Annotated in this window: 25 protein-coding genes and 1 pseudogene; 14 read left to right on the plus strand and 12 right to left on the minus strand. The window is 46.0% G+C overall.

Annotated features, from left to right (window positions below; genetic code table 11):
- The first annotated feature begins 29 nt into the window (after nt 1–29).
- The 3 genes from sbcD to AAHT65_RS12620 are packed head-to-tail and all read left to right on the plus strand — an operon-like array spanning nt 30 to nt 4,916.
- Complete coding sequence (gene sbcD / locus AAHT65_RS12610) at nt 30–1,208, plus strand: exonuclease subunit SbcD (protein WP_343310307.1); 1,179 nt, start codon at nt 30–32, stop codon at nt 1,206–1,208.
- A complete protein-coding gene (gene sbcC, locus AAHT65_RS12615) occupies nt 1,205–4,597 on the plus strand; it encodes an exonuclease subunit SbcC (RefSeq protein ID WP_343310308.1) in 3,393 nt (1,130 codons plus the stop codon). The genes sbcD and sbcC overlap by 4 nt, the downstream gene beginning before the upstream one ends.
- A gap of 16 nt (nt 4,598–4,613) precedes the next feature.
- Entirely contained in the window at nt 4,614–4,916 is a 303-nt protein-coding gene (locus AAHT65_RS12620) for an HNH endonuclease (protein WP_258728964.1), read from the plus strand.
- Between the two features lie 36 nt (nt 4,917–4,952).
- On the opposite strand, the gene AAHT65_RS12625 is transcribed toward AAHT65_RS12620, so the two are convergent.
- The 6 genes from AAHT65_RS12625 to AAHT65_RS12650 are packed head-to-tail and all read right to left on the minus strand — an operon-like array spanning nt 4,953 to nt 6,900.
- Nucleotides 4,953–5,171 (minus strand): spore germination protein, encoded by a 219-nt coding sequence (locus AAHT65_RS12625; RefSeq protein WP_003327676.1) that lies wholly within the window; start codon nt 5,169–5,171, stop codon nt 4,953–4,955.
- Nucleotides 5,172–5,210: 39 nt separating this feature from the next.
- Complete coding sequence (locus AAHT65_RS12630) at nt 5,211–5,606, minus strand: spore germination protein GerPE (protein ID WP_010788171.1); 396 nt, start codon at nt 5,604–5,606, stop codon at nt 5,211–5,213.
- A gap of 2 nt (nt 5,607–5,608) precedes the next feature.
- Entirely contained in the window at nt 5,609–5,785 is a 177-nt protein-coding gene (locus AAHT65_RS12635; RefSeq protein WP_088116884.1) for a spore gernimation protein GerPD, read from the minus strand.
- Nucleotides 5,782–6,399 (minus strand): spore germination protein GerPC, encoded by a 618-nt coding sequence (locus tag AAHT65_RS12640; RefSeq protein WP_343310309.1) that lies wholly within the window; start codon nt 6,397–6,399, stop codon nt 5,782–5,784. The genes AAHT65_RS12635 and AAHT65_RS12640 overlap by 4 nt, the downstream gene beginning before the upstream one ends.
- 33 nt (nt 6,400–6,432) lie before the next feature.
- Complete coding sequence (locus AAHT65_RS12645; protein WP_003327672.1) at nt 6,433–6,663, minus strand: spore germination protein GerPB; 231 nt, start codon at nt 6,661–6,663, stop codon at nt 6,433–6,435.
- 15 nt (nt 6,664–6,678) lie between these two features.
- A complete protein-coding gene (locus AAHT65_RS12650) occupies nt 6,679–6,900 on the minus strand; it encodes a spore germination protein (RefSeq protein WP_003327671.1) in 222 nt (73 codons plus the stop codon).
- Between the two features lie 135 nt (nt 6,901–7,035).
- Between AAHT65_RS12650 and AAHT65_RS12655 the strand changes: the two genes are divergently transcribed.
- Nucleotides 7,036–8,223 (plus strand): DUF418 domain-containing protein, encoded by a 1,188-nt coding sequence (locus tag AAHT65_RS12655; RefSeq protein ID WP_343310310.1) that lies wholly within the window; start codon nt 7,036–7,038, stop codon nt 8,221–8,223.
- Here AAHT65_RS12655 and AAHT65_RS12660 read toward each other — a convergent pair.
- Nucleotides 8,186–8,356, minus strand: coding sequence for an aspartyl-phosphate phosphatase Spo0E family protein (locus AAHT65_RS12660; RefSeq protein WP_003327668.1), 171 nt, complete (start codon nt 8,354–8,356; stop codon nt 8,186–8,188). The two genes, AAHT65_RS12655 and AAHT65_RS12660, sit on opposite strands and share 38 nt — an antisense overlap.
- Before the next feature lie 151 nt (nt 8,357–8,507).
- Nucleotides 8,508–9,494: a CotH kinase family protein gene (locus AAHT65_RS12665; protein WP_343310311.1), complete on the minus strand. Its 987-nt coding sequence runs from the start codon at nt 9,492–9,494 to the stop codon at nt 8,508–8,510.
- 176 nt (nt 9,495–9,670) lie between these two features.
- On the opposite strand from AAHT65_RS12665, the gene AAHT65_RS12670 reads away from it, so the two are divergent.
- The 3 genes from AAHT65_RS12670 (at nt 9,671) to AAHT65_RS12680 (ending at nt 13,937) form a co-directional block, all read left to right on the plus strand.
- Nucleotides 9,671–10,576, plus strand: coding sequence for a fumarylacetoacetate hydrolase family protein (locus AAHT65_RS12670; RefSeq protein WP_258728969.1), 906 nt, complete (start codon nt 9,671–9,673; stop codon nt 10,574–10,576).
- Nucleotides 10,577–10,672: 96 nt separating this feature from the next.
- A complete protein-coding gene (locus tag AAHT65_RS12675; protein WP_003327665.1) occupies nt 10,673–11,029 on the plus strand; it encodes a YisL family protein in 357 nt (118 codons plus the stop codon).
- Nucleotides 11,030–11,234: 205 nt separating this feature from the next.
- Nucleotides 11,235–13,937 carry a S8 family peptidase gene (locus AAHT65_RS12680; RefSeq protein WP_343310312.1) on the plus strand — a complete coding sequence of 901 codons (2,703 nt, stop codon included), beginning with the start codon at nt 11,235–11,237 and terminating at the stop codon, nt 13,935–13,937.
- A 36-nt stretch (nt 13,938–13,973) separates the two neighbouring features.
- Here the strand turns inward: AAHT65_RS12680 and AAHT65_RS12685 are convergent, their stop codons facing one another.
- Nucleotides 13,974–14,543, minus strand: coding sequence for a DUF2777 domain-containing protein (locus tag AAHT65_RS12685; RefSeq protein ID WP_106271926.1), 570 nt, complete (start codon nt 14,541–14,543; stop codon nt 13,974–13,976).
- A 175-nt stretch (nt 14,544–14,718) separates the two neighbouring features.
- Here AAHT65_RS12685 and asnB point away from each other — a divergent pair, with 175 nt between their 5' ends.
- Nucleotides 14,719–16,560: an asparagine synthase (glutamine-hydrolyzing) gene (asnB, locus tag AAHT65_RS12690; protein ID WP_063637358.1), complete on the plus strand. Its 1,842-nt coding sequence runs from the start codon at nt 14,719–14,721 to the stop codon at nt 16,558–16,560.
- 138 nt (nt 16,561–16,698) lie between these two features.
- Nucleotides 16,699–17,541, plus strand: a complete 843-nt coding sequence (locus AAHT65_RS12695) for a phytoene/squalene synthase family protein (RefSeq protein WP_063637359.1) — start codon at nt 16,699–16,701, stop codon at nt 17,539–17,541.
- Between the two features lie 10 nt (nt 17,542–17,551).
- On the opposite strand, the gene AAHT65_RS12700 is transcribed toward AAHT65_RS12695, so the two are convergent.
- Nucleotides 17,552–18,919 (minus strand): MATE family efflux transporter, encoded by a 1,368-nt coding sequence (locus tag AAHT65_RS12700; protein WP_063637361.1) that lies wholly within the window; start codon nt 18,917–18,919, stop codon nt 17,552–17,554.
- A gap of 122 nt (nt 18,920–19,041) precedes the next feature.
- Between AAHT65_RS12700 and AAHT65_RS12705 the strand changes: the two genes are divergently transcribed.
- From AAHT65_RS12705 to iolG, 4 genes are all read left to right on the plus strand, one after another.
- The gene (locus AAHT65_RS12705) at nt 19,042–19,905 is read left to right on the plus strand and encodes an AraC family transcriptional regulator (RefSeq protein ID WP_010788183.1); all 864 of its coding nucleotides are present in this window, start codon (nt 19,042–19,044) and stop codon (nt 19,903–19,905) included.
- A 125-nt stretch (nt 19,906–20,030) separates the two neighbouring features.
- Complete coding sequence (cyoE, locus tag AAHT65_RS12710; RefSeq protein WP_268476128.1) at nt 20,031–20,975, plus strand: heme o synthase; 945 nt, start codon at nt 20,031–20,033, stop codon at nt 20,973–20,975.
- A 105-nt stretch (nt 20,976–21,080) separates the two neighbouring features.
- Nucleotides 21,081–22,115 carry a LacI family DNA-binding transcriptional regulator gene (locus AAHT65_RS12715; RefSeq protein WP_311187445.1) on the plus strand — a complete coding sequence of 345 codons (1,035 nt, stop codon included), beginning with the start codon at nt 21,081–21,083 and terminating at the stop codon, nt 22,113–22,115.
- A 262-nt stretch (nt 22,116–22,377) separates the two neighbouring features.
- Nucleotides 22,378–23,406, plus strand: a complete 1,029-nt coding sequence (iolG, locus tag AAHT65_RS12720; RefSeq protein WP_343310313.1) for an inositol 2-dehydrogenase — start codon at nt 22,378–22,380, stop codon at nt 23,404–23,406.
- A gap of 507 nt (nt 23,407–23,913) precedes the next feature.
- On the opposite strand, the gene AAHT65_RS12725 is transcribed toward iolG, so the two are convergent.
- Both AAHT65_RS12725 and AAHT65_RS12730 read right to left on the minus strand, forming a co-directional pair.
- Entirely contained in the window at nt 23,914–24,414 is a 501-nt protein-coding gene (locus tag AAHT65_RS12725) for a DinB family protein (protein WP_003327652.1), read from the minus strand.
- Between the two features lie 32 nt (nt 24,415–24,446).
- A complete protein-coding gene (locus AAHT65_RS12730) occupies nt 24,447–24,875 on the minus strand; it encodes a LysE/ArgO family amino acid transporter (RefSeq protein ID WP_343310316.1) in 429 nt (142 codons plus the stop codon).
- Nucleotides 24,876–24,889: 14 nt separating this feature from the next.
- Between AAHT65_RS12730 and AAHT65_RS12735 the strand changes: the two are divergent.
- Nucleotides 24,890–25,544, plus strand: a pseudogene (locus AAHT65_RS12735) (PLP-dependent aminotransferase family protein); the annotation flags it as partial.
- Nucleotides 25,545–25,556: the final 12 nt, after the last annotated feature.

The raw sequence follows: 25,556 nt of genomic DNA on the forward strand, positions 1-25,556 counted from the left end.
TTTTTCTATAAAAAGAGAGGTGAGGCCTTTTGCGGATTTTACATACGGCTGATTGGCATTTGGGAAAAACACTTGAAGGAAGAAGCCGCCTAAATGAGCAGGCGGAATTTTTAGAAGAGCTGAACAGGATTGTAAAAGAAGAAAAAATTGACGCGGTAGTCATGGCGGGTGACGCGTTTGACACGGTAAATCCGCCGGCCCTTGCCGAGCAGCTGTTTTATGAAAGTCTTTCCGCTCTTTCAGACAGCGGAAAACGCCCGGTTGTTGTGATTGCCGGAAACCATGATAATCCAGACCGTTTGTCAGCCGCTTCACCGCTGACGACAGAGCACGGCATCCATTTGATCGGCTATCCGAAGACAGAGCCGGTTCATATCGAAGTGCCGTCCGCAGATGAGCTTTTAGCTGTTGCGGCGCTTGCTTATCCGTCTGAAGCGAGATTAAACGAAGTTCTGTCTGATACCTTTGAGGAAAAACTTCTCCGTGACCATTATGACATCAAAATCAGACAGGCGTTTGAACATATGAGCAGGCAATGCCAAAAAGGCGCTGTCAAAATAGCGGCAAGCCATCTGTACGTTGCCGGCGGAAATCAGACGGATTCTGAACGGCCGATTGAAGTGGGCGGAGCTTATACGGTTGCGGCTGAAAGCCTTCCGGCAGACGCAGCTTATGTGGCGCTTGGCCATCTTCACCGTCCGCAGACGATTAAGCGGGCAAAGACGCTGGCGCGTTATTCAGGATCACCGCTTGCATACAGCTTTTCTGAAGCGGGCTACGCCAAATCGGTGACTGTCGTGGAAGCCGGTCCGGCCGGGAAAGCTTCTTGGAAAGAGATTTTCTTATCAAGCGGCAAACCACTTGTGAAGTGGAAAGCGGCAAACGGGCTGAGCGAGGTCTATAGCTGGCTGGAAGAAGGGCGTGATACCAACGCTTGGATTGATCTTGAAATACGAGTGACTGATCAGCTATCACTGGAGGAAATCCACCGTTTGCGAAAATCACATCCCGGATTTATTCATATCCGTCCGATTTTCGAAGAGAAAGACACGGCAGCCGAGCCAATTGAAATTGAACATGCATCTATTGAAGACCGGTTTAAGAAATTTTATGAAAAACAGACAGGCGGCGCTGTGCCGGATGAGGAAATGGTGAAGCTGTTTTTAGAGCTTGCATCAGGAGCGGATGATGAGGAGGAAGCAAGATGAAGCCGATCGCATTAACGATAAAAGGGCTCCACAGCTTTAGAGAGGAGCAGACCATTGATTTTGACGGTCTTTCAGGCGCCGGGGTTTTCGGCATTTTCGGACCGACGGGAAGCGGAAAATCCTCGATTCTCGATGCGATGACACTTGCTCTTTACGGGAAGGTCGAGCGGGCGGCGAATAATACGCACGGCATTTTAAACCACGCGGAAGACCAGCTTTCCGTCTCCTTTACCTTCGCGCTCCAATCAAATCATCAAACCTCGTACAAAGTAGAGCGTGTCTTCAAAAGAACAGATGAGACAAAGGTGAAAACAGCTCTCTGCCGTTTTATCGAGATAAAGGATGAACAAACCGTACTCGCCGACAAAGCGAATGAAGTGAATAAAAAGGTCGAGGAACTTCTTGGATTGACAATCGACGATTTCACCCGGGCGGTCGTTCTGCCGCAAGGAAAGTTTGCAGAATTCCTTTCTCTAAAAGGCGCAGAACGCCGGCATATGCTTCAGCGCTTATTCAACCTTGAGCAGTACGGCGACAGGCTCGTAAAAAAACTGAGACGCCAGGTGCAGGAAGCCAATTCGAAAAAAAATGAAATGCTTGCCGAGCAGTCTGGGCTTGGAGAAGCCGGGGCTGAAGCGCTTGAGCAAGCTGAACAGGCGCTTCATGAGGCCGAAGAGCGACTTGAAGGTATGAGGAAGAAAAGAGAGCAAGAAAAAGAGCGGTATACAGAGCATCAGGATATCTGGAATCTTCAGAAGGAAAAAGGGGTTTATGAGGAGGAACAAAAGCGTCTTCAAGAGGAACAGCCGCGTGTGGACGCTATGCGCACCCGGCTTTCAGAAGGGGAAACCGCCGCCGCCTTAAAGCCTTATGCGGAAGGCTATATAGAAGCCATCCGACACGAAAAAGACACCGCCCGTGAAAAAGAGCTTGCGAATGAGGAATTCACGAAGAGCAGCAGCTCATTTGACCAAAAGAATAAAGAGTACGAAGACTGGCGCCGGCACAAAAGCGAAAAAGAACCCGAGCTTGTCAAGCGGCAGGAGCAGCTCACACGGCTTCAAAAAATCGAAATCAAACTGACAGAGGCGAAGCAAGAGGCAGAACGAACAAAAGCGGAGCTTAAGAAAAAGGAAGAATCCTGCCAAGCCGCCGTCAAGGAAGCAGAAACGGTAAAAGACCGGCTCGCACGCGGACAAAACAGACAGGCTGAGCTAAAAGAACAGCTGAAAGCCGTGCAGGTGACTGCCCAAGAACGAAAGAACTGCCAGAAAGCGGCCGAACTTGTCTTACACATGAAGCAGACAGAAGGCCTGATCGAAAAAGAAAACGCGCGAAATCACGCGGTAACTCGCACCTTGCATGACATGAATTCAGAAAAAGAGAAGCTCGCGCTAAAAGCCAAAACAGAGGAAGAAAATATCATTCAAGCCTATCAGACGGTACAGGCTGTATATGATATGGTGTGCGAAACAGAACGGTCACTGGCTCGAACGGCCGAACGCGCGAGACAGACGCAAAAAATGCTTCACACCCAGCGCGAGGAAGCGCGGACGGCAGCGTTAACGAAAGAATTATCGGAAAAGCTTATCAACGGAAAGCCTTGCCCTGTTTGCGGTTCAACTCAGCATGATCCGGCCGCATCAGCACATGAAACCTATATACCTGCTGCAAATATTGAGGAAAGCATCGCTCAGACAGAAGTTCTAATAACAGACGCAGCGGTCCTTGCGCAGGATATTCTTTCTGCGAAAATCACACTTGAGGAGCAATCGGCGCGTTTCATCGAGGAATGCCCGTTTTTACAGACGGTTCAAAACCAAACCCTTGAGCCTGCTGCTTCTCATGAAGACAGCCCGCTTACAGAAGCATTCCATGCCGTTAACATAGAATGGAAACAAATAAAACAGGATATATTGTCTGTCAAGACGCAGATCACCCGAATGCTCGGCGCATATCAAGAGGCGTCAAGACAGGCGGAACAGCTCAATGAGCGAATCAGCTACGAGGAAAAAGAGGCCGCCCGCATCAGCCAGGCATTAGATGAACTCCAAACCTCTTTGCACAACCAGCAAAAAACGTTCTCGGAAACATGCAAAGACCTGCATCCGGATCAAGTGGAAACTTGGCAGCAGGCTATCGAGGAAAAAGATCGCGCTGCCGAGGAATGTGAGAACAGAATTGAGCGAAGCATTGCGTTTTTAAAGGAGCATGAATCGGAAAAAGAGAGACTTCAGGATCTTATCCATCGACTCGAACGGAAACGGCTGGAGCTTCACTATGAGACCGAACGCATCAGCGGCGCCATTTTAGAGTACCAAAAAGAGCTGGGCGAGCATGTAAAAGAACAATCGGTGCAAACGAATCTCCGAGCCGTAGAACAGGAATTAAAGCTTTTAAAAGAGAAAGAACATATCCTTTATGAAAGCTTGAAAAATGCCCAGATGACGCTCAATCAGGCAAAGGGGCGGGCAAACGGAAGCGAGCTCTCACACCAAGAAGCGAAAGAAAGGCTGTCCAAAGCCGAGACCGTATGGCTGACATACGCCAAAGATACCTCTTTCGATCAGCCGGAACAAATAGAACGAAGCTTGATTCCGTCAGACGAGCTTGAGAACATGAAAAATGAAATTGACCAATATATGGATAAAATGAAACAAAACGCAGCAAACTTAAAGCGTGTCACCGATAAACTGGACGGAAGACATGTAACCGAAAACGAATGGAATGAAACTGTCGCAGCGCTTAAAGAAGCCGAGGACATGTTTGGCGCCGCCATGGAAGAAAGGGGCGCGGCCGGCAAAGCTCTTGCTGTGATGCGTGATCATCACAAACGATTTAAAGAAATTGAAGCCGAACTGAAAAAATGGCAGACACACATTGACAGGCTGGATAAGCTGCAATCTGTATTTAAAGGAAATACCTTTGTCGAATTTTTAGCGGAGGAACAGCTCGAAAGCGTTGCAAGAGACGCATCCGCGCGGCTTGGCGTGCTGACGCGGCAGCGGTATGCAATAGAAGTCGATTCAGAAGGCGGTTTTGTGATGCGTGACGATGCAAACGGAGGGGTCAAGCGTCCCGTTTCGAGCTTGTCGGGAGGGGAAACCTTTCTCACCTCGCTTTCACTAGCACTTGCGCTGTCTGCACAAATCCAGCTTCGAGGTGAGTATCCGCTGCAATTTTTCTTCCTTGATGAAGGATTTGGCACACTGGACCAAGACTTGCTGGATACGGTCGTTACCGCTTTGGAGAAGCTTCAGTCGGACAACCTGTCAGTCGGCGTGATCAGCCATGTGCAGGAACTGCGTTCGCGGCTTCCGAAAAAACTCATCGTTCATCCTGCTGAACCGAGCGGAAGGGGAACACAGGTGACGCTTGAATTGATGTAAAAGGGGGCTTTGCGCTGTGCCTAAACAGACTGTCGGACATTGTAAACTGTGCGGCCGGCAGAATGTCCTGCTGACAGAACACCACCTGACACCGAAGGAAGAAGGCGGCACCTTCCTGCTGACCGCGATGCTTTGTATTCCTTGCCATAAGCAGATCCATGCCTTATACACGAATCAGGAGCTTGCGGCCAGGCTGTCCGGCATTGAAGAGCTTCGGCGTGATCCGCAGCTTGCAAAATTTGTGAAGTGGATCAGAAAACAGCCGGCAGCCAAGCTGGTTAAAACAAGAAAAGCAAATGAACGAAAAAAGAAACGATAGCAAAAAGCAGCCTCCTCTTGGCAGAGTGGCTGCTTTTTATCCATTTCCAACCATATCCTGATCGCTGACATCGGGGTCTATATAGTTTGTTGCGTTTACTGCGTTGTTTAAAATAAGGAAATCTCCTGTATTTCCTGCTCCCGAACCGAGCGCAGATTTTGAGGAACTCTTAGGAGAAAGGTAAAAGGAATCACCAAAGTTTACGACTCCGCCCGATATGGAATTGATAGCTATAGGCCCGACAATTGCTGGCATAAACGACACCCTCTATAGAAGTCTCAAGAGTATTATATGTCAGCTCTGGGACGTTTGTGAGTTTGAGAACGGAATCTCTCGGATATGTTTGACTCTCGCATCGCCGCACACCGCCGAAGCAGACCCAATATGAAAAACAGAGGAAGAAGACACCCCTTGTATGTTCACGCTGCGGACACGAATTGAGGGGACTTCATGACAAAAGGCGCTCTGTATACCGGTTTCCGGAAGAGGCTTCACTGCAGGCTGCTGAAATATTTGATATTCGTCTCTGTTAAAGGAGCCTTCCTTTGCCTCATACAAAGGGATATACCGTTGTACGGCGAAAACTTTTACATTCATATCAATTTCATTTGTATCTCCGGCTTGAAAAACACTTGAGATCCCGATCGAGTTTATTTTTGCAAACCTGAGGTGTGATAATCGTTTAAGCATTATTATTCAGGCGCCAGCGGAACTAATGGTCCGATAATAAGTGATTCCGGCGGTGTATCGAAAATAGAAGACAAATAAATAGAGTCCGTATCTCCGATAATAAATAAAGAAGAACTGGACACCCCGTCGGTGCGAATATCTCCGATTTCAAGCTTTCGATTGACGACTGTAAACATCATGATTGATCATCACCTTTCATTTCCGGGGGAATATGTTCAATAAAGTGTTCAATAGCCCGGATGATATCTCGCTTCACATGCTCTGCAATCTGCTCTGCGTATTGTGCAGGCGGCATATTCTCTTCTTTTTTTATATGAGATACATAGTATCGGATCCGGCTGTCCATTTGTTTTCTGATATCTTCAATAATATGATGCCTGTTTGTGTCGTCCAGTCTGCTTTCATACTGATTCTCAAGCTGTTCTAATACCGATGTAATGTCCTCTGACAGGTACATATCGACGTTTTGCCGGATTTGCTGCATAAGCTGTGCAGATTGCTCTTGCTGCATGATTCCAATGCCCGGCGGCGTTTGGCTCACCTCGAAATTCTGGACACCTTCCGGATCTGTCGGGTTTAAGCCGATATTCAGCGTGCCCTCCAGCCGTTCGATTTTCAACTGGTCGAATTTATATTCAACACGTTCAATATTGGTGGCAGGCCGCTGTTTCATATTCTCCATTGAGGATTGGATTTCTTTAAGTTCCCTTTCAAGCTGCTGGATCTTCACAGCCTGCTGCTGAACAAAGGAATTTAAATTTTGTAAGTATGATGAAACCGATTGATCATACATGTTTTATTCACACCCCGCATTCATTTGTAGACATTAACGGCTTGGCGCCTGCAGCGGCACGAATGGAGTAGAGTCGGAATCCTCTGACGTTACGGCTCCGCCAGGGGAAAGGGACGGAGCCGCTTCAACATAGCTGCCTGTGTTGTATAAGTTAGAAAGTGATTTAATCGAGCCCGCGCTGCCGATCTGCAGCACCGAGGAGTTGCTGACAGATTCCACCCGCAGATAATTGATTTGGATGGTCTGATTAATATAAAAGTTCATGAAGCATGCACTCCTTTAAGCATTGCCCGCGATCGGCTGATCGACCATATCTTTATCGTACACATTGGTCGTATTTTTGTAATTCGTAAGCGTGAGATTGTCTCCTGTAATAAAGCTGCCCGCACCCGCAAATGTCTTGACCTGGCTTTGGGGGGAAATGGTGATGCAATCGCCGATATGAACGACTCCGCTCGTACCGACTGCATTAATTTTAAACGCTCCGACAATCGCTGGCATACGGGCACATCCTTTATTGTAAAAATGAGGCAAAACAAGTAAAGTGAGTAAGGATATACATCCATTTGGGCTATTCACGATAGCTTATGACAAATGCACATTTTTGTGAGCGAAAAAATAAAGGAGAACGTAAAAATGAATCAAAGTCCTGCGCCAACGCAGTCCGATGAGCGGATTGTATCGCTTGATTTGCTGAGGGGAATCAGTATATTAGGAATTCTTCTTGTGAATATTTTTGATTTCAAAGCGCCGATAGCCCAAACGATGACAATCGTCCAGAGTATGCCTGGAACGATTTCCTATTGGTGTGAAGCGCTGATTGCCATTTTAATTGAAGGAAGTTTTTATCCGCTGTTTTCTTTCCTTTTTGGGACGGGGGCGATCCTGTTTTATGAGAGAATCCGCGCCAAAGGGCTTTCATTTGGGGCATTTTACACAAGAAGACTGCTCGTTTTAACAGCGATCGGCATCCTTCACGCGGTTTTTGTGTGGTCTGGCGATATATTGTTTACATATGGCATCCTCGGTTTTCTGCTGTTTTTCTTTCTGAAACGGAAGAAGTCTGTGCTATTGATTTGGGCGGTGTGCTTATATTGTATTCCGTACGGGATTTTATCTCTTTTGATGCTTCTCATGCTGCTGGTTCCGGCGGAAGAGATGCAGGATCTGCTTGGTGCGCCTGATCAGACGGCGGCGATTTTGCAGCATGGAAGCTTTGGTGACATTACCGCTTTTCGATTCAGCGAATGGCTGACGGAAAATGTGGCGGTGCTGCCGCTCTCTGCTTGTATCATCGTGCCTTGTTTTCTTATCGGTATTTATGCTTATAAAAGAGGATGGTTTGAAAAAGAAATATCCGCGGGTGTAAAAAGTGAATTGCTCGTGCTGATGTGGTGTTCGTTAGCCGCCGGTCTGTTGCTTAAGCTTACTCCCGTGTGGTTTGGCTGGAATATGACATGGATTTACATACAGCAGATGGCGGGAGGGCCGATTCTTGCCCTTGGCTATGTATCAGGATTCCTGCTGTTATGGAATAAAAAGCGGCAGGCTGGCTCTGTTCTTCGCATGTTTTCCTATGTCGGCAGGCTCTCGCTGACTCAATATTTGTTTCAGACGATTTTTTTAAGCCTGTTTTTTTACGGCTACGGACTGGGATTCTACGGGATGTTTTCTTCAGCGGAAATGATTGGTATCGCGCTGATTTTTTATGCGTGTCAGCTGGTATTCAGCAGATTATGGGTTAAAACGTTCCGCTACGGTCCGTTTGAATATGTATGGCGGAAGCTTACCTATTGGCGTCTTCCCTCTTTTCGGAAGGAATAATGTCCTGCTTAATGCCATCATTTAAGAGGTTGTCCAGCTCTTGGCTGCATTGAATCGCCTCTTTGGAATTCATGCCGAATTTTTGGGCTGTCTCGATTAAAGTCATTCTCTTTTCTTCAATTTTTCTGTTCATCATGACGGTCTCCAACTCTCGAATTTATTTTGGAAAACGGAGGATATGGTTAGTATAACCTATTTTTGTATAAAAGGTTTTCTTTCGTCAATATGACAAAAAATGTGACAAAATTTTATGTTAAAAGAAAGCGGGCCAGGATAAGAGACAGCTAGAGTGTGGCCAGCTGTAGGTGCAATAAGGCCTGCCGATGTTCGATATCATGTAAGATTTTTGTCTGTTCCCGTTCTAATGAGGAGCAGGTGCCGCTGATATATGGGTCGCCGCTAATCCGCGGGCAAATGTCAAGGTGCCACTCTCTGATTTTCTGAGACAGACGGTCTATCGTAAATTCCCTTGTTAACACATTTTTTAATAGAGCGTGATACTGTGCTTTAAAGGCGGTAATAGCGAGCAGTCTGGCAGCCAGCGTTTGTCCGTTTGCAAGCAGCATGTCATCGTCTGCCAATGTGTTCAATACAAGCTCTCGCGACTCTTGCGGCACGATTTGAAAGCGGCCGGCGTCTCCGTTTAAATAAAGGGCGAAATGGGATGAGTGCCGGGTGCAGGCGCTTCCGATCAGCCATAAGTAAAAAAGCTTCACATCAAGGTATGTTTTGATGCGCGCGGCAAATTCGTCATCAGCCGCTGAATGAATAAAGGAAAGAAATTCTTGTAAGTACGCGTCATGCATGGGTGTGTTCATATTGCTTAACGCATTAAAAAGCCCGTTCTCTGTGCCAAAGAGCGGAATTCTCGGATCGGTATGGCGGGCTTCGTAAATCGCCCCCCACGGCATATGGCGCTCCTTTAAGAAATGGTCGTCAACCGCTTCGATTTTGACATAAATGCCTTCTTCCCGGCCATTTATATGAAGAAACACATGGGAAGCAAGAGGAGAGAGAACGCCGATTTGGCTGAAAAAGTGATAGGCCAGCCTTCGTCTGATAAGTGAGGGATCATGCTCCTCCGCGTTCAAATATATCGTCCTTTTTCCGTGCAACGCGTTCTCATATTCTATTACATAAGATTTCTTATTCAGGCCGCCCCGGTTTCTGATAAGAATACGTGAGGCTGCAGATTCTGAGACGAGCAGGCCCGCTGCTGAGCCATTGCTTTGTATCTGCTGCGGATGAAAATATAGACTTATCGTTTCCATATTCTTTTCCTTTCCTCCTTTACGCCATATGTATGATATGTACAAGGAGCATGTCCCGAAACTGTGCAGCTCGTTATTCTTTGCCTAAACTCATGACGGAGAAAAAAGGGTTTCTCATTTTTAATAGAGAATAAAATAAATAGCGCGTTTTGATATAAAGACGATGGGGGAATAAGATGAAATTTGCGACAGGGGAACTATACAACCGAATATTTGTCGGCCTGATTATTGATGATCACAAAATTATGGATTTGCAAAAGGCTGAAAAAAAACTGTTTGAACTTGAAACAATTCCGACTACGCTTGCGGAATGCATTGCAGAAGGAGACAAATTTGTGGCGCATGCCCGCCAACTTGCGGAATGGGCCAAAAAACCAAATGATGAGCTTGGTTCATTTATTTATTCACTGTCAGACGTGAAACTGCACGCGCCTATCCCTAAGCCATCTAAAAACGTGATGTGTATCGGGAAAAACTATAAGGATCATGCGATTGAAATGGGGAGTGAGGCAGACATACCCGAGTATCCGATGGTATTTACAAAGTCGCCGACAACCGTCACAGGGCACGGCGATGTGATCAACTGCCATTCACAAGTCACTGCACAGCTTGACTATGAGGGGGAGCTTGCGGTCGTCATCGGTAAAAGCGGGACACATATCTCTAAGGAAGAAGCGTATGACCACATTTTCGGATATACGATAATTAACGATGTCACAGCCCGTGACCTTCAAAAAAAGCATAAGCAATTTTTCATTGGCAAAAGCCTTGATTCTACCTGTCCGATGGGACCGGTGCTTGTACATAAATCATTGATTCCGGACCCTCAGTGCTTACAGGTTGAAACGAGAGTCAACGGCGAACTGCGCCAGTCCGGCTCGACAAGCGATATGATTTTTTCGATTGCAGAGTTAATTGAAACGCTGTCGAAGGGCATGACGCTTGAAGCAGGGGATATTATCGCGACAGGCACGCCGTCCGGTGTCGGCAAAGGATTTACCCCGCCGAAGTTTTTACAGGCGGGAGACAGCATTGACATTACCATTGAACCAATCGGGACTTTATCAAATCGCATGGGCTGATTGTCCGGCTGGCTTTTTGAGAAATTCATTTTGTTGCCGGGGACAAGTTCATGGTACTATAAGTGGGGTATATTTATCTGATAGGGGGAAACGTGTATGACACACATGCATATTGCATCATGGATCGTGGCGTTGATTTTGCTTTTCGTCAGCTACGGGCTTTATTCTTCTGGAAGTGCGAAGGGCGCCAAAATCACTCACATGATCCTGAGATTATTTTATATTCTCATCATTTTGACAGGCGCTGAGCTATTTATCCGGTTCGCCAACTTTAACGGAGAATACGCCGGAAAAATGCTGCTCGGCATTATCACGATCGGCTTAATGGAAATGATCCTGATCCGCAAGAAAAAAGAGAAATCAACTGGAGGCTTGTGGATCGGTTTTATCATTGTTCTCGTTCTTACTGTTTTACTCGGCTTGCATTTGCCGATCGGCTTTCATTTGTTTTAAAAGATGATCCGGTTAAGGGACAAAATCCTTAACCGGGTTTTTTTATGCTCTCAGGAAACGATGTGCTTGTGTACAATATTTTAGCAGATTTATATAAATTCCAAAAATACTTAAAATTACCTTAAATGTCCCCTTAAATAACTTCCGAATCTGTTAAATTGTGATACTCTTCAAAAAGAATCAGAATTTTTCAGGAGGTTATGAAATGAAACGAACAAAAGTGAGTTCTTTCTGGGCGTCGGTTTTGATCTTTACGCTTGTCATCAGTCTCTTTACGCCGTTCAGAGAAGTATCTGCTTCAGGCAGTACGATTGAAGATGCCTCAATTTTGGAAAATGGAAAAGAACAAACCGGAATGCTAAAGGAGCCGGAGCAGTCTCAATGGTACCAAATCTCTCCGGGCAAAGATGAAATCTTCAACGATTCTCATATGGCATTGTCGGTTAAGAGTGAATCCTTTTTAAATGTAAGCGTTTATGCCAGCAAAGAAAAAGCGCAAAAAGACGAAACCTTTGATATGTACCGGTCTTATACTGCGCAAGAAGGAAAAAGTGAAATCAACATTCCTCATGCCTGGAAGGGGCCTTACTACATAAAGGTGGAGTATGTCGGGGAAGAAGCTGAAGACGGGGATGCGGTTGCTGCTGAAAATGGCGAATCCGACAAAACCACGGAAGCGGCGTACTCCATCAGCTACAAAGGAACAAAGCTTCAGCCGGCTGACCTTGAAGAAGAGTCTTGTCCGGTGGAAATGAGTGTTGACCAGAAAAAGTCAGGTAAAGACATCTTAAAGCAGCTGAGAGCCATTCGTGATGATCAGCTGAATCAAACGGCTCTAGGTAAACAGATGTCCGGCCTCTATTATAAGGCAGCTCCGTTCATCGTCGCTAAACTTGCTCTGAATAAAGAGACGAGAAATGCGGTATATCAGGATCTTGTGACGCTGCAGCCAATGTTCAAAGATGTATCTGAAAATGGCGCGGATTCTTCGTATACCATAACGGAAAACGATCAAAAAGCGATAACTCGCCTGTATGAAACGGCAATAAAATCCGTTCCTTCTTTCCTGAGAGAAGACATGAAAAAACAAGCGGAGCAATTGAAAATAAATCAAGTAAAGGGAAAGACGGCGGGAGCATTTTTAACAGAAAACAAGCTCGCGCCTGAAAGCAACGTTCAGACCGGAAAAGTCATCTTTAAAGTGAAGGACAAGAAGAGCCTTCAGTCCGTAAATAATGAAATGAAAGGCTTTACGGCCAGCGCGCAATCGAAAAAAGATATAGAAAACGTGAAAAATGCAAAAAAACTGTTCGATAATCTCTATTCGTTCGAACTGCCGAAGGATCAAAAACAAAACGGGTCGTATACAGCAAGTGCAAAACGAGTGAAGAGCGCGGCTTCTTCTTTATCAAAAATGTCCAACGTAGAGTTTGCTGAACCTGTACAGGAATACAAAAGTCTGTCTAAGGATATTCAATACTCCTATCAATGGCCGCTCAAAAATAACGGGGAAGACGGCGGCGTGAAGGGGGCGGACGTGAAATCAGAATCGGCAAATGCCCTGCTTGCAAAACGCAAGCTGAATGACACGCTGATCGCTGTTGTGGATACGGGCGTTGACAGCACCCTTTCAGATTTGGAAGGAAAGGTAAGGACGGATTTAGGACGCAATTTCGTCGGACGAAACAATAATGCGATGGATGATCAAGGACATGGAACACATGTCGCCGGTATTATCGCGGCAGAAAGCGGCAATGGATATTCAATGGCGGGTTTACATGCTAAAGCAAACATTATACCTGTTAAAGTGCTCGATTCCACCGGGGCCGGAGATACTGAGCAAATCGCGCTCGGCATCAAATACGCGGCTGACAAAGGAGCAAAAGTCATCAATTTGAGCCTGGGCGGGGGATACAGCCGGGTGCTTGAATTTGCGTTGAAGTATGCTGCATCCAAAAATGTCACGATCGCGGCGGCAAGCGGAAATGACGGAGAAAGCGAGCTGTCGTATCCTGCTTCTTCTAAATATGTAATGTCAGTCGGAGCAAGCAACCGCATGGATATGACGGCTGATTTCTCAAACTATGGAAAAGGGCTGGATATCACAGCGCCGGGTTCTGATATTCCAAGCTTGGTGCCGAACGGAAACGTGACGTATATGAGCGGAACTTCAATGGCGACGCCATATGCTGCTGCGGCCGCCGGACTATTACTTTCTCAAAATCCGAAGCTGAAACCGAATGAAGTTGAGGATATTCTGAAGCGTACAGCTGACGATATTTCCTTTGACAGTGTGGACGGCGGAGAAGAAGAACTGTATGACGAAAACGGTGATCCGATTGAAATTCCTCATATTCCCGGCGTTGACTGGCATTCCGGCCACGGCCGTTTGAATGTGATGAAGGCGGTCAGCGCGGTAGATTTACAAGTGAAGATCAACAAGCTTGAAGATACGCAGACAGCCGTCCGGGGAACAGCAAAAGCAGGCACGGCAGTTGAAGTTAAAAACGGCAAGAAAAAGCTGGGCAGCGCAAAAGCCGGAAAAGACGGCAAATTCAAAGTTAATATTCCAACCCAGAAAAAAGATCAAGTATTGCATATCAATGCCTCATTGGGTGATGCAAAAACGTCTGTCAAAACAGTGGTGGTAAAAGGCAAACCATCAGGCGCTCCAAAAGTAAATGGAGTGAAAGCGAAAGACACGGCAGTAAAAGGAAAAGCAAACAGTAAGGCAGCAATCAAGGTCAAAAATAAATCGAAAAAGGTCATAGCCTCGGCGAAAGCGGATAATAAAGGAGCGTTTTCTGTAAAAATCAAAAAACAAAAAGCGGGAACCGTCCTTTATGTCACGGCGGCCGATACAGATAAAAAAGAAAGCAAAGCGGTAAAAGTGGTTGTGGAAAAATAGAAAAAACAGGCGGAGCCTCGGCGGCCGCCTGTTTTTTTATTCAGTTCCGTCCCGCTGAACAGCGGAGTACATAATGGATCGTTTCCCATCAGAGGCTGTCCATTCAAACCGGTCGTTTGAGGAGGGCCCTCTGCTGTAATGATGCTGCAAAGCGCACTGAGCTTCATCATTTGAAAAATGATAAAAGGACACGCCCTCTTCTTCTTCCGGACTGCCGCCTGAAAATAAACCTTTATTATAAGAAAAAACACAGTCAAATACAGATAAGCCGAAGACACGTAAATGCTGTAAAAACGCAAGAAAGGTCTCATCATCAAGCGAATCCAAAAGAGCCATTAACGGACGCTTAATCGACTTTTCATAGCGGATGCTTTCCCCGCCGGAAAGCGGAATACGCCGTCCGTCACGGATCACGGCAAAGCTGCTTGAAATGCCGGCTTTCTCCCATACTCCGTTAAGCTGAATATAAACGGGGGCATTCGGAAGGCTTTCGGCAAGCAGCATATCGCCTTCCTCATTTTCAATGACGCATATCCCGTCTTCTACGATGATTGTTCCATATTCCCATTTTCTTTCTTCTGTAAATAAATACTGTTTTCGCTTCATAGAATAGGGTAATCTCCTTTTTTATTTCATCCTCACCGTTCTTTCCAATTCAGGCTTGTCTCATACAAGTCTTCATGGGACAAATCAACTATAAGCCTATAGATGCATAAGCTAAGAAAGGTGCTGAAGGATACGAATTTGATACCGAAAGAAACGGGATTGGAGCTGATATTACATGTGCGGTATTACGGGTTGGGTCGATTTTAAAAAGCAGCTCGTCCAAGAAAAACAAACGATGAACAAAATGACAGACACTCTTTCCAAACGAGGACCTGATGATACAAACGTTTGGGGAAAGCATCATGTTTTATTCGGACATAAAAGGCTTGCGGTTGTGGACATTGAAGGCGGGCGCCAGCCGATGGCTTGTACTTTTCAAGGAAATACGTATACCATCATTTACAATGGCGAACTGTATAATACAGAAGATTTACGAAAAGAACTGCAGGCTCGCGGCCATCGGTTCGAACGGACTTCTGACACGGAGGTCTTGCTGCACAGCTATATTGAATGGCAGGAAGAATGCGTTCATCGCCTGAATGGCATTTTTGCCTTTGCCGTTTGGGATGAAAAACGGAATCAGTTATTTGCGGCGAGGGATCGGCTCGGCGTGAAGCCGTTTTTTTATACGGAGAAAGGTTCTTCGTTTCTATTTGGCTCCGAAATCAAAGCCATACTCGCCCATCCTGATGTGCCGGCCCGCGTGGACAGAAACGGGCTTGCCGAGATATTTGGGCTCGGCCCGTCTAGAACCCCCGGTATGGGTGTATTTAAAGGGATAAAAGAAGTTCGTCCCGCACACGCACTGACCTTTACAAAAGACGGGCTGAATATGTGGCGCTATTGGAATGTGGAAAGCAAGAAACATACAGACAGCTTTGGCGAGACTGTCGCAAACGTAAGGTACTTATTTCAAGACGCGGTGACACGACAGCTCGTGTCGGATGTGCCGGTCTGTACGTTCTTATCCGGCGGGCTTGATTCAAGCGCCATCACTGCCATTGCAGCAGGCCATTTTGAAAAAGAAGGAAAAGGCCCGCTTCATACTTATTCGATTGATTACGAGGAGAACGACAAATTTTTTAAGGCAAGCGCGTTTCAGCCGAACGACGATGGCCCCTGGATTGAAAAAATGACAGAAGCATTCGGCACACAGCATCACAAATGTGTTATCAGCCAGGCAAAGCTTGTTGAATATTTGGAAGAGGCTGTGTATGTGAGAGATTTGCCGGGAATGGCGGATGTCGATTCTTCTTTACTGTGGTTTTGCCGGGAGATGAAAAAAGACTTTGTCGTCGGCCTCTCCGGGGAGTGTGCGGATGAAATATTCGGCGGGTATCCGTGGTTCCATACTGCTGATGCGGAGGCGGGATTTCCGTGGATGAGATCTACAGAAGAGCGAATTACCCTGTTACAAGATTCGTGGCAAAAAAAGCTGAATCTGAGAGAATACGTGAATGCCAAATATGAAGAAACCTTGGCGGAAACGCCGTTATTAGACGGAGAAACCGGGGAAGATAAAGTAAGAAGACAGCTTTTCTATTTGAATATGCTGTGGTTTATGACAAATCTATTGGATCGCAAGGACCGGATGAGCATGGGAGCAAGCCTTGAAGTGCGGGTTCCGTTTGCCGACCACCGCCTTGTAGAGTATGTATGGAATATACCGTGGGAGTACAAAATGCATGACCAGCGGGAAAAGGGGATTTTACGCAAAGCGCTTGAGGGGATTTTACCAGACGAGATTTTGTACCGCAAAAAAAGCCCTTATCCGAAAACCCATCATCCGGAATACACAAGAGCGGTCAGTGAGTGGCTGAAACAACTTCTGAGCCAGAAGGATTCGGTGCTTCACACGCTTCTGAACAAAAATAAAATGGATCAGCTATTAGAAACAGAAGGTTCATCCTTTCAGGTGCCTTGGTTTGGGCAGTTAATGAAGGGGCCGCAGCTGATTGCGCATCTTGCTCAAATCCATACATGGTTTGAAGCATACCGCATTGATATAGACGAATAAAATTCATATGCCGGTTCCTGATAAGGAACCGGCATATGTTTTATAGATAAAGGACGAGCTTCGGGATACGATGATATGTGACAAAGCCGCAAAAACATAATAGACTTGGAGAAGAATTTTGGAAAGGAGTGAATACGAATGGCTGATATCAAAAGAGCCTATCAGCAATGTGAAGAAATCACAAAAACACATGCCCCGACATGTTATCAAGCATTTACGTTCCTTCCGCTGAAAAGAAGGCAGGCGGCCTGTGCGGTTTATGCTTTTTGCCATACAGCTATTACGATAGACGATAAAGACGAGTTGTCTGCATTAGAAAGAGATGCGGAACAATGTCTCGCCGGTACATATGAAGAGAATCATTTTTTGTGGGCTGCGCTTGCCGATGCTTTCAGGCAGTTTGCGTTAGAAGCGGAACCTTTTCGGGAGTTCATCGCCGGTATTCATGAAAATAACGAAAAAACGAGATTTGAAACGCTCGATGAATTGCTCATGTTTGCATATCAAACGGGAAGCACAGCCGGATTAATGCTTTTGCCGATTCTCACCAAAAGAAATAAAGAAAAACTTCGCCAGGCTGCCGTATCCCTCGGCTTGGCTATCCAGCTGACCCGCATGCTGCGGGATGCCGGTAAGGATTATCGCCGGAAAAAGCGTATTTGTTTTCCTCAGCAGGCGATGCGGCAATTCGGTTATACAGAAGATGATTTTTGCAATGAGACGGTTAATAAGGCCTTCGTTTCAACATGGGAGTATGTCGCCTTTGAAGCGGAAGCGTATGCCGAGGAATGCTTCGACGCAATGTCCCTCTTTCCTCGATATTCCCAATCATCAGTAAAAGCCGCAGCTTCTTTATATAAAGCCGTTTTAGAAAAAATCAGAGCGGAACATTACGAAGTTTTTACCAAGAATATGACGCTGACGGAAGAGGAAGCAGACGCCATCCTGCAGCAGCTTAAAAAAAATCCCGGCTCTCTTTAGAGACCGGGATTTATGCTATTCCTTTTTGAATCCAAATTCGGGAGCGCCATCTTCTGTACATTAAAATTCCTCTGATCCATTCATCTGCGATAAAGGAAATCCAAACGCCGGCAAGGCCGAATCCTAAATGGATGCCGAAAAGATACGCGAGCGGAAGTCCGATGCCCCACATTGAAATCATCGCCATGTAGACCGGAAACTTCGCATCACCAGCAGCACGCAAGGAGTTGATGATGATGACATTAAATGAACGGCCGGGTTCAAGAATAATCGTCATGACAATCAGCATGCTTGCTGTTGCGATAATATCAGGGTTCTGGCTGAAGATGCCGATGAGCTGTTTGGAAAACAGAGACATGATAACTGAAGTTCCCGCAGCGATTCCGAGCGCCCAATACAGGCTTTTCATACAGCGGTCATAGGCATTGTCAAATTGTTTGGCGCCGATATATCGGCCGATTAAAATCTGTGTTCCTTGACTGATGGCGGTCCCAAACAGCAGGATAAACATTGTGATGTTTTGTGTGTATACTTTTGTAGTGAGAGCCTGTGCGCCCATAATGGCGATAAAATAAGTAATCACCATTTGTGAAATGTTGTAGGAAAGCTGCTCCCCGGCCGAAGGAATTCCGATTTTCAACAGCTTGCGCAAATGCTCTTTATGCACGTGAAACACTTTTTTCAATGTCAACGTTAGATTGATGCGTTTATTAACAATTACGATCATAGCAATTAATCCGATGACGCGGGCGATGGATGTTGACATAGCAACACCGGCCACGCCGAGAACAGGCAATCCGAACGGCCCGAAAATGACGAGAAAGTTACCGGCAATATTTAAAACGTTCATGCCGATGGTGACAAACATTGTATCTTTTGTATAGCCGTAGCTCTTTAAAATCGCACTGAACGTCATGATTAACGCCTGAATAAACGAAAGACCTCCGACAACCTGTAAAAAGATTTTCGCATCGGGCATCAGGTCATTGGTCAGCCCCATCATATGCAGCATCGGAACGGCTGCCATAAACACAGCGGCGCTGATGACGAGACTGATAACAAAGTTAGCCCCGATGGATACGTAAGCGACCTCTATCGCTTCTTTCTTTTGCTTTGAGCCCAAAAATTGAGAAATAATGATGGTCGTTCCTGTAGCGATAAAGCTGAACATCACGATAATTAAATTCAAAATCTGGTTGCTCACACCGACCGCAGCCACGCTGTTATCGGAATATTGACTGAGCATCAGAGTGTCGGCATTCCCCATAAACATATATAATGAAACCTCAATAAATATCGGCCAAGTCAGCGAAAATAATGAGAGTTTTTGATCAGCAGGTTGTTTCAATGCAGTTTGACGTAAGACAGCCTGTTTCATAGCGCTACCCCTTTCTTTTAAAAAAATCAACGTTTTAAAGTGTACCGCCATTTCCTTATAATAAAAAGGGAGAGAACCGAAACTTCTTGCAATAATCCGACTTAAAAAGGAGGATGAAAAAAGTGCCGCGCATCATGTTTACAGTGCCGCCTTTTCCGGTCTTTATCGCAGCCGGTGAAGGTGTTTTTAAAAAAGGCGAAATGCATGCGAGACGAATTTTTTCCGTATTTGATCTTATCTATGTAAAACAAGGAACCTTATATATAACAGAAAATGACCAGACCTTCTCGGTGGGAGGAGGCGAATATATTTTGCTGTCGCCCGGCTTGGAGCATTTCGGCTCAAGGGGCTGTGAAGAAAATACCTCCTATTATTGGCTTCATTTCGACGAAAAAAGGTATGAATTCACGCAAAAAGGCGGAAACAATTGGGCGGAGCTGCTGCAGGAAAAAGGCAGCTTTGAAGAGCCGGCCCGCTACCGCCTGGCCTTGCCTCGCAAAGGAAAGGTGCAGCGTCCGCTATTTATGGAAAAACAATTTGACAGCTTAATGGATTACACTGCTGAAAACTCGGATTTGCCGCTGCGCAAGCAAATCCTGTTCGAAGAGCTTTTGCTGCATCTCCAAAAAGAGTCATTTCAGATTCCGTCAGCTAAAGAGCGGGTTGCATGGGATGCCGCCAGATACTTGCAAGAGCATTATAAAGAGCGGGTGACGATAAAGGACCTCTCTTATGCGCTCCACTATCATCAGGATTACGTGACCCGCTGTATGCAGCAAGTGCTCGGAGTAACTCCGGGCCAATATACAAACAAGGTGAGAATGACAGAGGCGAAGCGCCTGCTGTCTTCAACAAATGACAAAATGGGGGTTATCGCGGAAACCATCGGAATGGAGGACCCGACTTATTTTTCAAAGCTCTTCAAACAGACTGAAGGCGTGTCACCGATTGAATACCGTAAAATCGTAAGCCGTAAAATCGAGTAGTTATTTTTCAATATTTGACAATAAAGTGAATGTTTTATAGAAACGTTTCGTATGTGCACCTTCTCTTGGTAGGATAGAATAGGGCGGTTTCTATTCGTCTGAAAGATAAGAGGAGGTGCTGATTTGTGGATAAACCTGAAACGGTTTTCGGTTTTGAGCAAAACCGGGTCACAATTAAAGATTATATCAAGCTTGTAAAACCGGGAATTATTATATCAAACTCAATTGCCGCATTCGGCGGGTTTTGGATCGCTTATGTGAGTTCAGAAAAAGCTTTAACAGGCTCCGCGTTTTTTGTGACCATGCTGGCGGCTATGATCGGAACGGCGTTTGTTATGGCCTCAGGCACAGTATATAACAATTATTTTGACAGAAAGATTGATGCCAAAATGGCCCGTACACGTCATCGGGCATCTGTCACTGGGAAAATGTCTGCGGCCTCGATTATCACTTTTGGTACATTCTTAGGAATAGCCGGATTGGGGATGCTGGCGGCCCTGAATGTGTTAACCGCTGTTTTAGGTTTTTTAGCTTTTATTTTCTATGCCGTGATTTATACGATCTGGTTTAAAAGAACGTCCGTCTGGAGCACGGTTGTGGGGAGTTTTCCAGGAGCCGCGCCGCCATTGATGGGATATTGCGCTGTGGCGGGACATATAGACATGACAGCAGTTGTACTGTACGCCATTATGTTCTTATGGCAGCCTCCTCATTTTTGGGCAATCGGCATCAGGCGAAAAGAAGAGTATCGAGCGGCAGGCGTCCCGCTATTGCCGGTTGTAAAAGGCAATCATGTGACAAAAATAAGCATACACCGTTATATTACAGTGCTCATTCCCGTCACACTTCTGCTGTCTTTTTATGTAGGCCTTCATCATTTAAGCCCGCTCTATTTTATTTCTGCCTTAATCCTCGGATTCATATGGATATATAAAAGCTATCAGGGATTTAAAACAGATGATGATGTTCAATGGTCAAAGGGTATGTTTATCTATTCTCTTTTTTATTTTTGTATACTGTTTTTCGTTATGATGATCGACTCTTTCATCATGGCTTTTTTTGTACAATGATAAACGATGCCTCATATCCTGATCCGTCCGCCTTCCGCAGCCCTGTTCTTTTCTGATAAAATAATGAAACACGAAAATGATGAAGGAACGGATGAGGGATTTATGATGAAAAAAACAATTTATGACGTGGCAAAAGCGGCAGGCGTCTCCATTACAACAGTATCGCGTGTCATTAACAATACCGGCAGAATCAGCGTGAAAACCCGGCAGAAGGTGTTGGATGTCATGAAAGAAATGGATTATCTGCCTAATGTGCACGCCTCCGCGCTGACAGGAAAACGCTCGAATATTATCGGCCTGCTGACTCCGGATATATCGAATCCCTTTTTTGGCGAGCTGGCAAAAAGCATTGAAGACAGGGCAGACGAGCTTGGGTTCAATATCATTATTTGCAGCACGGATCATGATTCGAAAAAAGAAGCGAAATACTTCTCAATTCTCAAGCAAAAAAGCGTGGACGGGATCATTTTTGCAACCGGAATTGAGAATCATGACAGCATGTCCGCATTAGAAGACATCGTCAATGATGAAATTCCGCTTGCCATGATTTCTCAAGATAAACCGCTCGTTCCGATGGACATCGTCATTATCGACGATTTTCTCGGCGGCTATGCGGCAACGAACCATTTGCTGTCCTTGGGCCATAGAAAAATCGCCTGTATCATGGGGGACGGTTCCACAACAGGTGAAAAAGACAGGATGAAAGGATTTCGGCAGGCCATGCAGGAGGCGGACGTGCCGATTGATGATTCGCTCTTTGTCCCGACAGTATTTTCTTTGAAAAGCGGGAAAGAAGAAGCGGGCAAATTGTTTGATCGAAGCTTGCCGACCGCCATTTTTGCATTTAACGACGTTTTGGCGTGCGCGGCGATTCAGGCGGCGAGAGAAAGGGGAATCAAGGTGCCGGAGGAGCTGTCTATCATCGGATTCGACAATACCGTCCTTGCAGAAATGGTCGATCCGCCGCTCACCACGATGTCTCAGCCGATTCCTGAAATGGGCCGCCGAGTCGTCGAACTGCTTGTTGATGAAATGAAAGGAAAGAAAACGGCAAAACAAAAAATCATGTTATCACCCGAGCTTGTCATCAGACATTCTACCGCTAGATTAAAAGACATTCCGCCAGTCCGGCTTTCATAGCGGTCTTTTTTTTGTAAAAATGAATGTGTGAAAAAACAAAAAATATATTGCGAATGGGAAAAAGGCATTGTAGAATGAAATCACCTCATTGAGAAAGCGCTTGCGCAAATTTAAGAAAACCGTTAAGCGGTCACTGGATGCCGAAACGGCACTTTATTTCACCTATTATGTAAAGCGCTTTCATATCGGGTGATCCCGGACGGAATCATCATATGTAAAGGCTTCGGCGGCCGGGTCAGACAACATAAGGAGTTGATTGGCAATGACGAATCAAGTAAGATGCGCGGTATTGGGGCTAGGGAGACTTGGTTACTATCATGCAAGAAACATCATCAACGAAGTGCGCGGAGCAAAGCTCGTCAGCGTGTGTGACCCTATGAAGGGAAGGGCCGAGCAGGTCGCCGAAGAGTTCGGCCTGGAAAAATGGACGGATAATCCGGATGTGATTTTGGAAGATCCTAATATTGACGCCGTTATCATTGTCACCCCGACAAGCACCCATGCAGAGGTGATCAAAAAAGCCGCGGAACACGGCAAGCAAATCTTCGTTGAGAAGCCGTTGACGCTGAACCTTGAAGAATCAAAAGAAGTGACAGAAAAGGTAAAAGAAACAAGCGTCATCTGCCAGGTCGGCTTTATGAGGCGATTCGATCCCGCATATGCAGATGCAAAAAGGCGCATAGACGCCGGAGAAATCGGCAAGCCCATTTACTTTAAAGGCTTTACGAGGGACAGCGGTTCACCCCCTCCGGAGTTTATCAAACACAGCGGCGGAATTTTTATCGACTGCTCGATACACGACTATGACATTGCTCGTTATGTGATGGGAGCCGAAATCACCTCTGTTTCCGGACATGGCCGGATTTTGAACAATCCGTTTATGGAAGAGTACGGTGACGTTGATCAAGCGTTAACCTATCTTGAGTTTGATTCAGGTGCGGCCGGTGATGTTGAAGCAAGCAGGACCTCCCCTTACGGCCATGATATCCGAGCGGAAATTATCGGGACAGAAGGCAGTATATTTGTTGGAACATTGCGAAATCAGAATGTGACGATCCTAACGTCAGCAGGCAGCAACTATGAGATCATACCAGACTTTCAAACTCGTTTTCACGAGGCATATTGTTTAGAACTCCAGCATTTTGCTGAATGCGTTCAAACAGGAAAACGTCCGCTTGTCACCGAGGTCGACGCAACGATCAATTTAGAAATCGGAATTGCAGCAACCGACTCATACAAAACCGGCAAACCTGTAAAGATTCACATGGATAAAATTCACGCAGATGTGTAACACGCCAAAGCGCCCTTGCAGCAGAATGATGCCGGCTTTGAAAGATGGAAGAGAAAGCGGGAAATGATTCAAACGAAGGCATCACGCTTGGAATTGCTCCGATCAGTTGGGCGAACGACGACCTTCCGGATCGAGATGCGACCAGCTGGAAGTATTGAAAACCTATTTTAATAGAATCAGATATGTGCATCTAAAGGACGTAAGAAAGGACATTTTTTATGAGGTTCAAGAAAAAAATCTGGATTTCCAGGCTGTCCGTAAAGGGTTTTACGGTGCCGGGGACGGAGATTTTGATGTTGCGCCCATTCCATTGTGAAAGAGCTGGCGGAAAAGGCGGTACAGCGGCTGGGTCATCGTTGAAGCGGAACAGGGCCCGGCGATCTATGATCCTTATGATTATGCTAAACGTGCAAAAACATATATGGGCGGTTTGCCTGTTCGTGAACGAAACAGGTAGAGGCATCTCTTTTACGGGCTGACAGTCGAAAAGATTGCCAGCCGCTTGTCTTACTGCTTCAATCCATACAAATATTGGATATAGTCAGTTGCAATTCCTTTATGCCCCAGCTGCCGCAGCATCGCCGTAATATTCCCGCGATGATACGTACCGTGGTTGATAATATGCTGCATGATTTCTGCGTATGTGGTGTCAAGCGTGCCGTAGTGCTGATGATAAATGGAAAAAGGCTGGTCCAAGTTTTTCTGGCGGGTGAAAAAATCTCTATACTGCCCGTTTAAGGACAGAAACTGATTTTCAATCGCTTCGAGCTGCCCCCGAATACCTTGAAATTGGCTCAGATCGTCAATAGCGTCTTGAAAAGAATCTCCTAACAGCGTTCTGAGCCATATATGATCTGTTTGGCACATGTGAAACAGCACTTCATTTATGGAAGAAAAAACACTCTTCGTTTCTTGATTGGCAATGTCGGCCGGCAGGCTTTTTACGTGTTCAAAAATCCGTTTGTTTGCCCATGTGTGATACTGATAAAGCTGTTCTATATTATTCATCTGACTCCCCCTCATATTTATTATTCTCTTTTTTATTCGGCAATTCCTTTTTTTAAAACAGCAGTGCAGCAAATTGCAGCCCCCCGCATCACCAAAGCTGAACATTTATTTAATACGATCATCAGTCCTCCGCCCGTATCCAGCGTTTTAAATATTCGCACGGCCAAAACCAGCACGATAAACCCAAGAAACGGCCATGCAAGACAGCGCGTATATAACCATTTATCAAGTCCCGTGTATGGAAGCGATTGGGTGCTGATCACACCGACAGTGTCCAAAATGGCGTGCGGATTTAAGAGGGAAACCGTTGCCGCAAATGCGGCTTGTTTTTTAGCGCTGAACACGTTCTTTTGCGTCTCATCCGGATCCGGCCGGCTGTGCCATGTCACCCAGCCCATATAAGCAAGAAACAAAAATCTGCACGTAAGCATGATCGTTTCAAAGGCGGGAATCTGCTGCACAACAACATTCTGCCGGAACTGTGCTTTCAAAACAGCGGAGACAAGAAATGATTCGGCTGACAACAAACGAACGGATGCCAATCATAGAGGACGATGCGTACGGAGATTTGTGGTTTGAAGAAAAGCCGCCGCCCCCAATAAAGTCGATGGATAGGGAAGGAAATGTCCTGTATCTGGGCACGTTATCCAAGACGGTGAGTCCGGGACCTCGCATCGGCTGGGTGACCGGACCTGAACCGGTGATTGAGAGGCTGGCTGATATCAAAATGCAGACAGATTACGGTTCAAGCGCTTTGTCCCAGTGGGCTGCGGCAAAGTGGCTGTCAGAAGACCGTTATGAAGAGCATCTTGCGTGGGAGAGAGCTGAAAGCCAGAAGAGATGCAACACTCCGTTTTCTGCAGCGATATGCGGGAGATATCGCCCGATGGAACGTTTTCGCAGGCAGTTTCTATATTTGGGTGACATTTCATCGGCCGCTCCCTGTCAGACGGTTATTTAACCAGGCGCTGACAAAAAACGTTCTCCTGAATCCCGGTTCAGTATATGATCCAGATGACCGGCAAAGCTTGCGGCTGTCTTATTCATACGCCGCCCTTCCTGATATCGAGAAGGGCATTAAGGTATTAGCAGAAACGGCGCGGCAATTGATGTCCGAGCACACGAAATAAAAGGGGGCTCCC

Source organism: Bacillus atrophaeus (assembly GCF_039519175.1).
Taxonomy (GTDB): domain Bacteria; phylum Bacillota; class Bacilli; order Bacillales; family Bacillaceae; genus Bacillus; species Bacillus atrophaeus.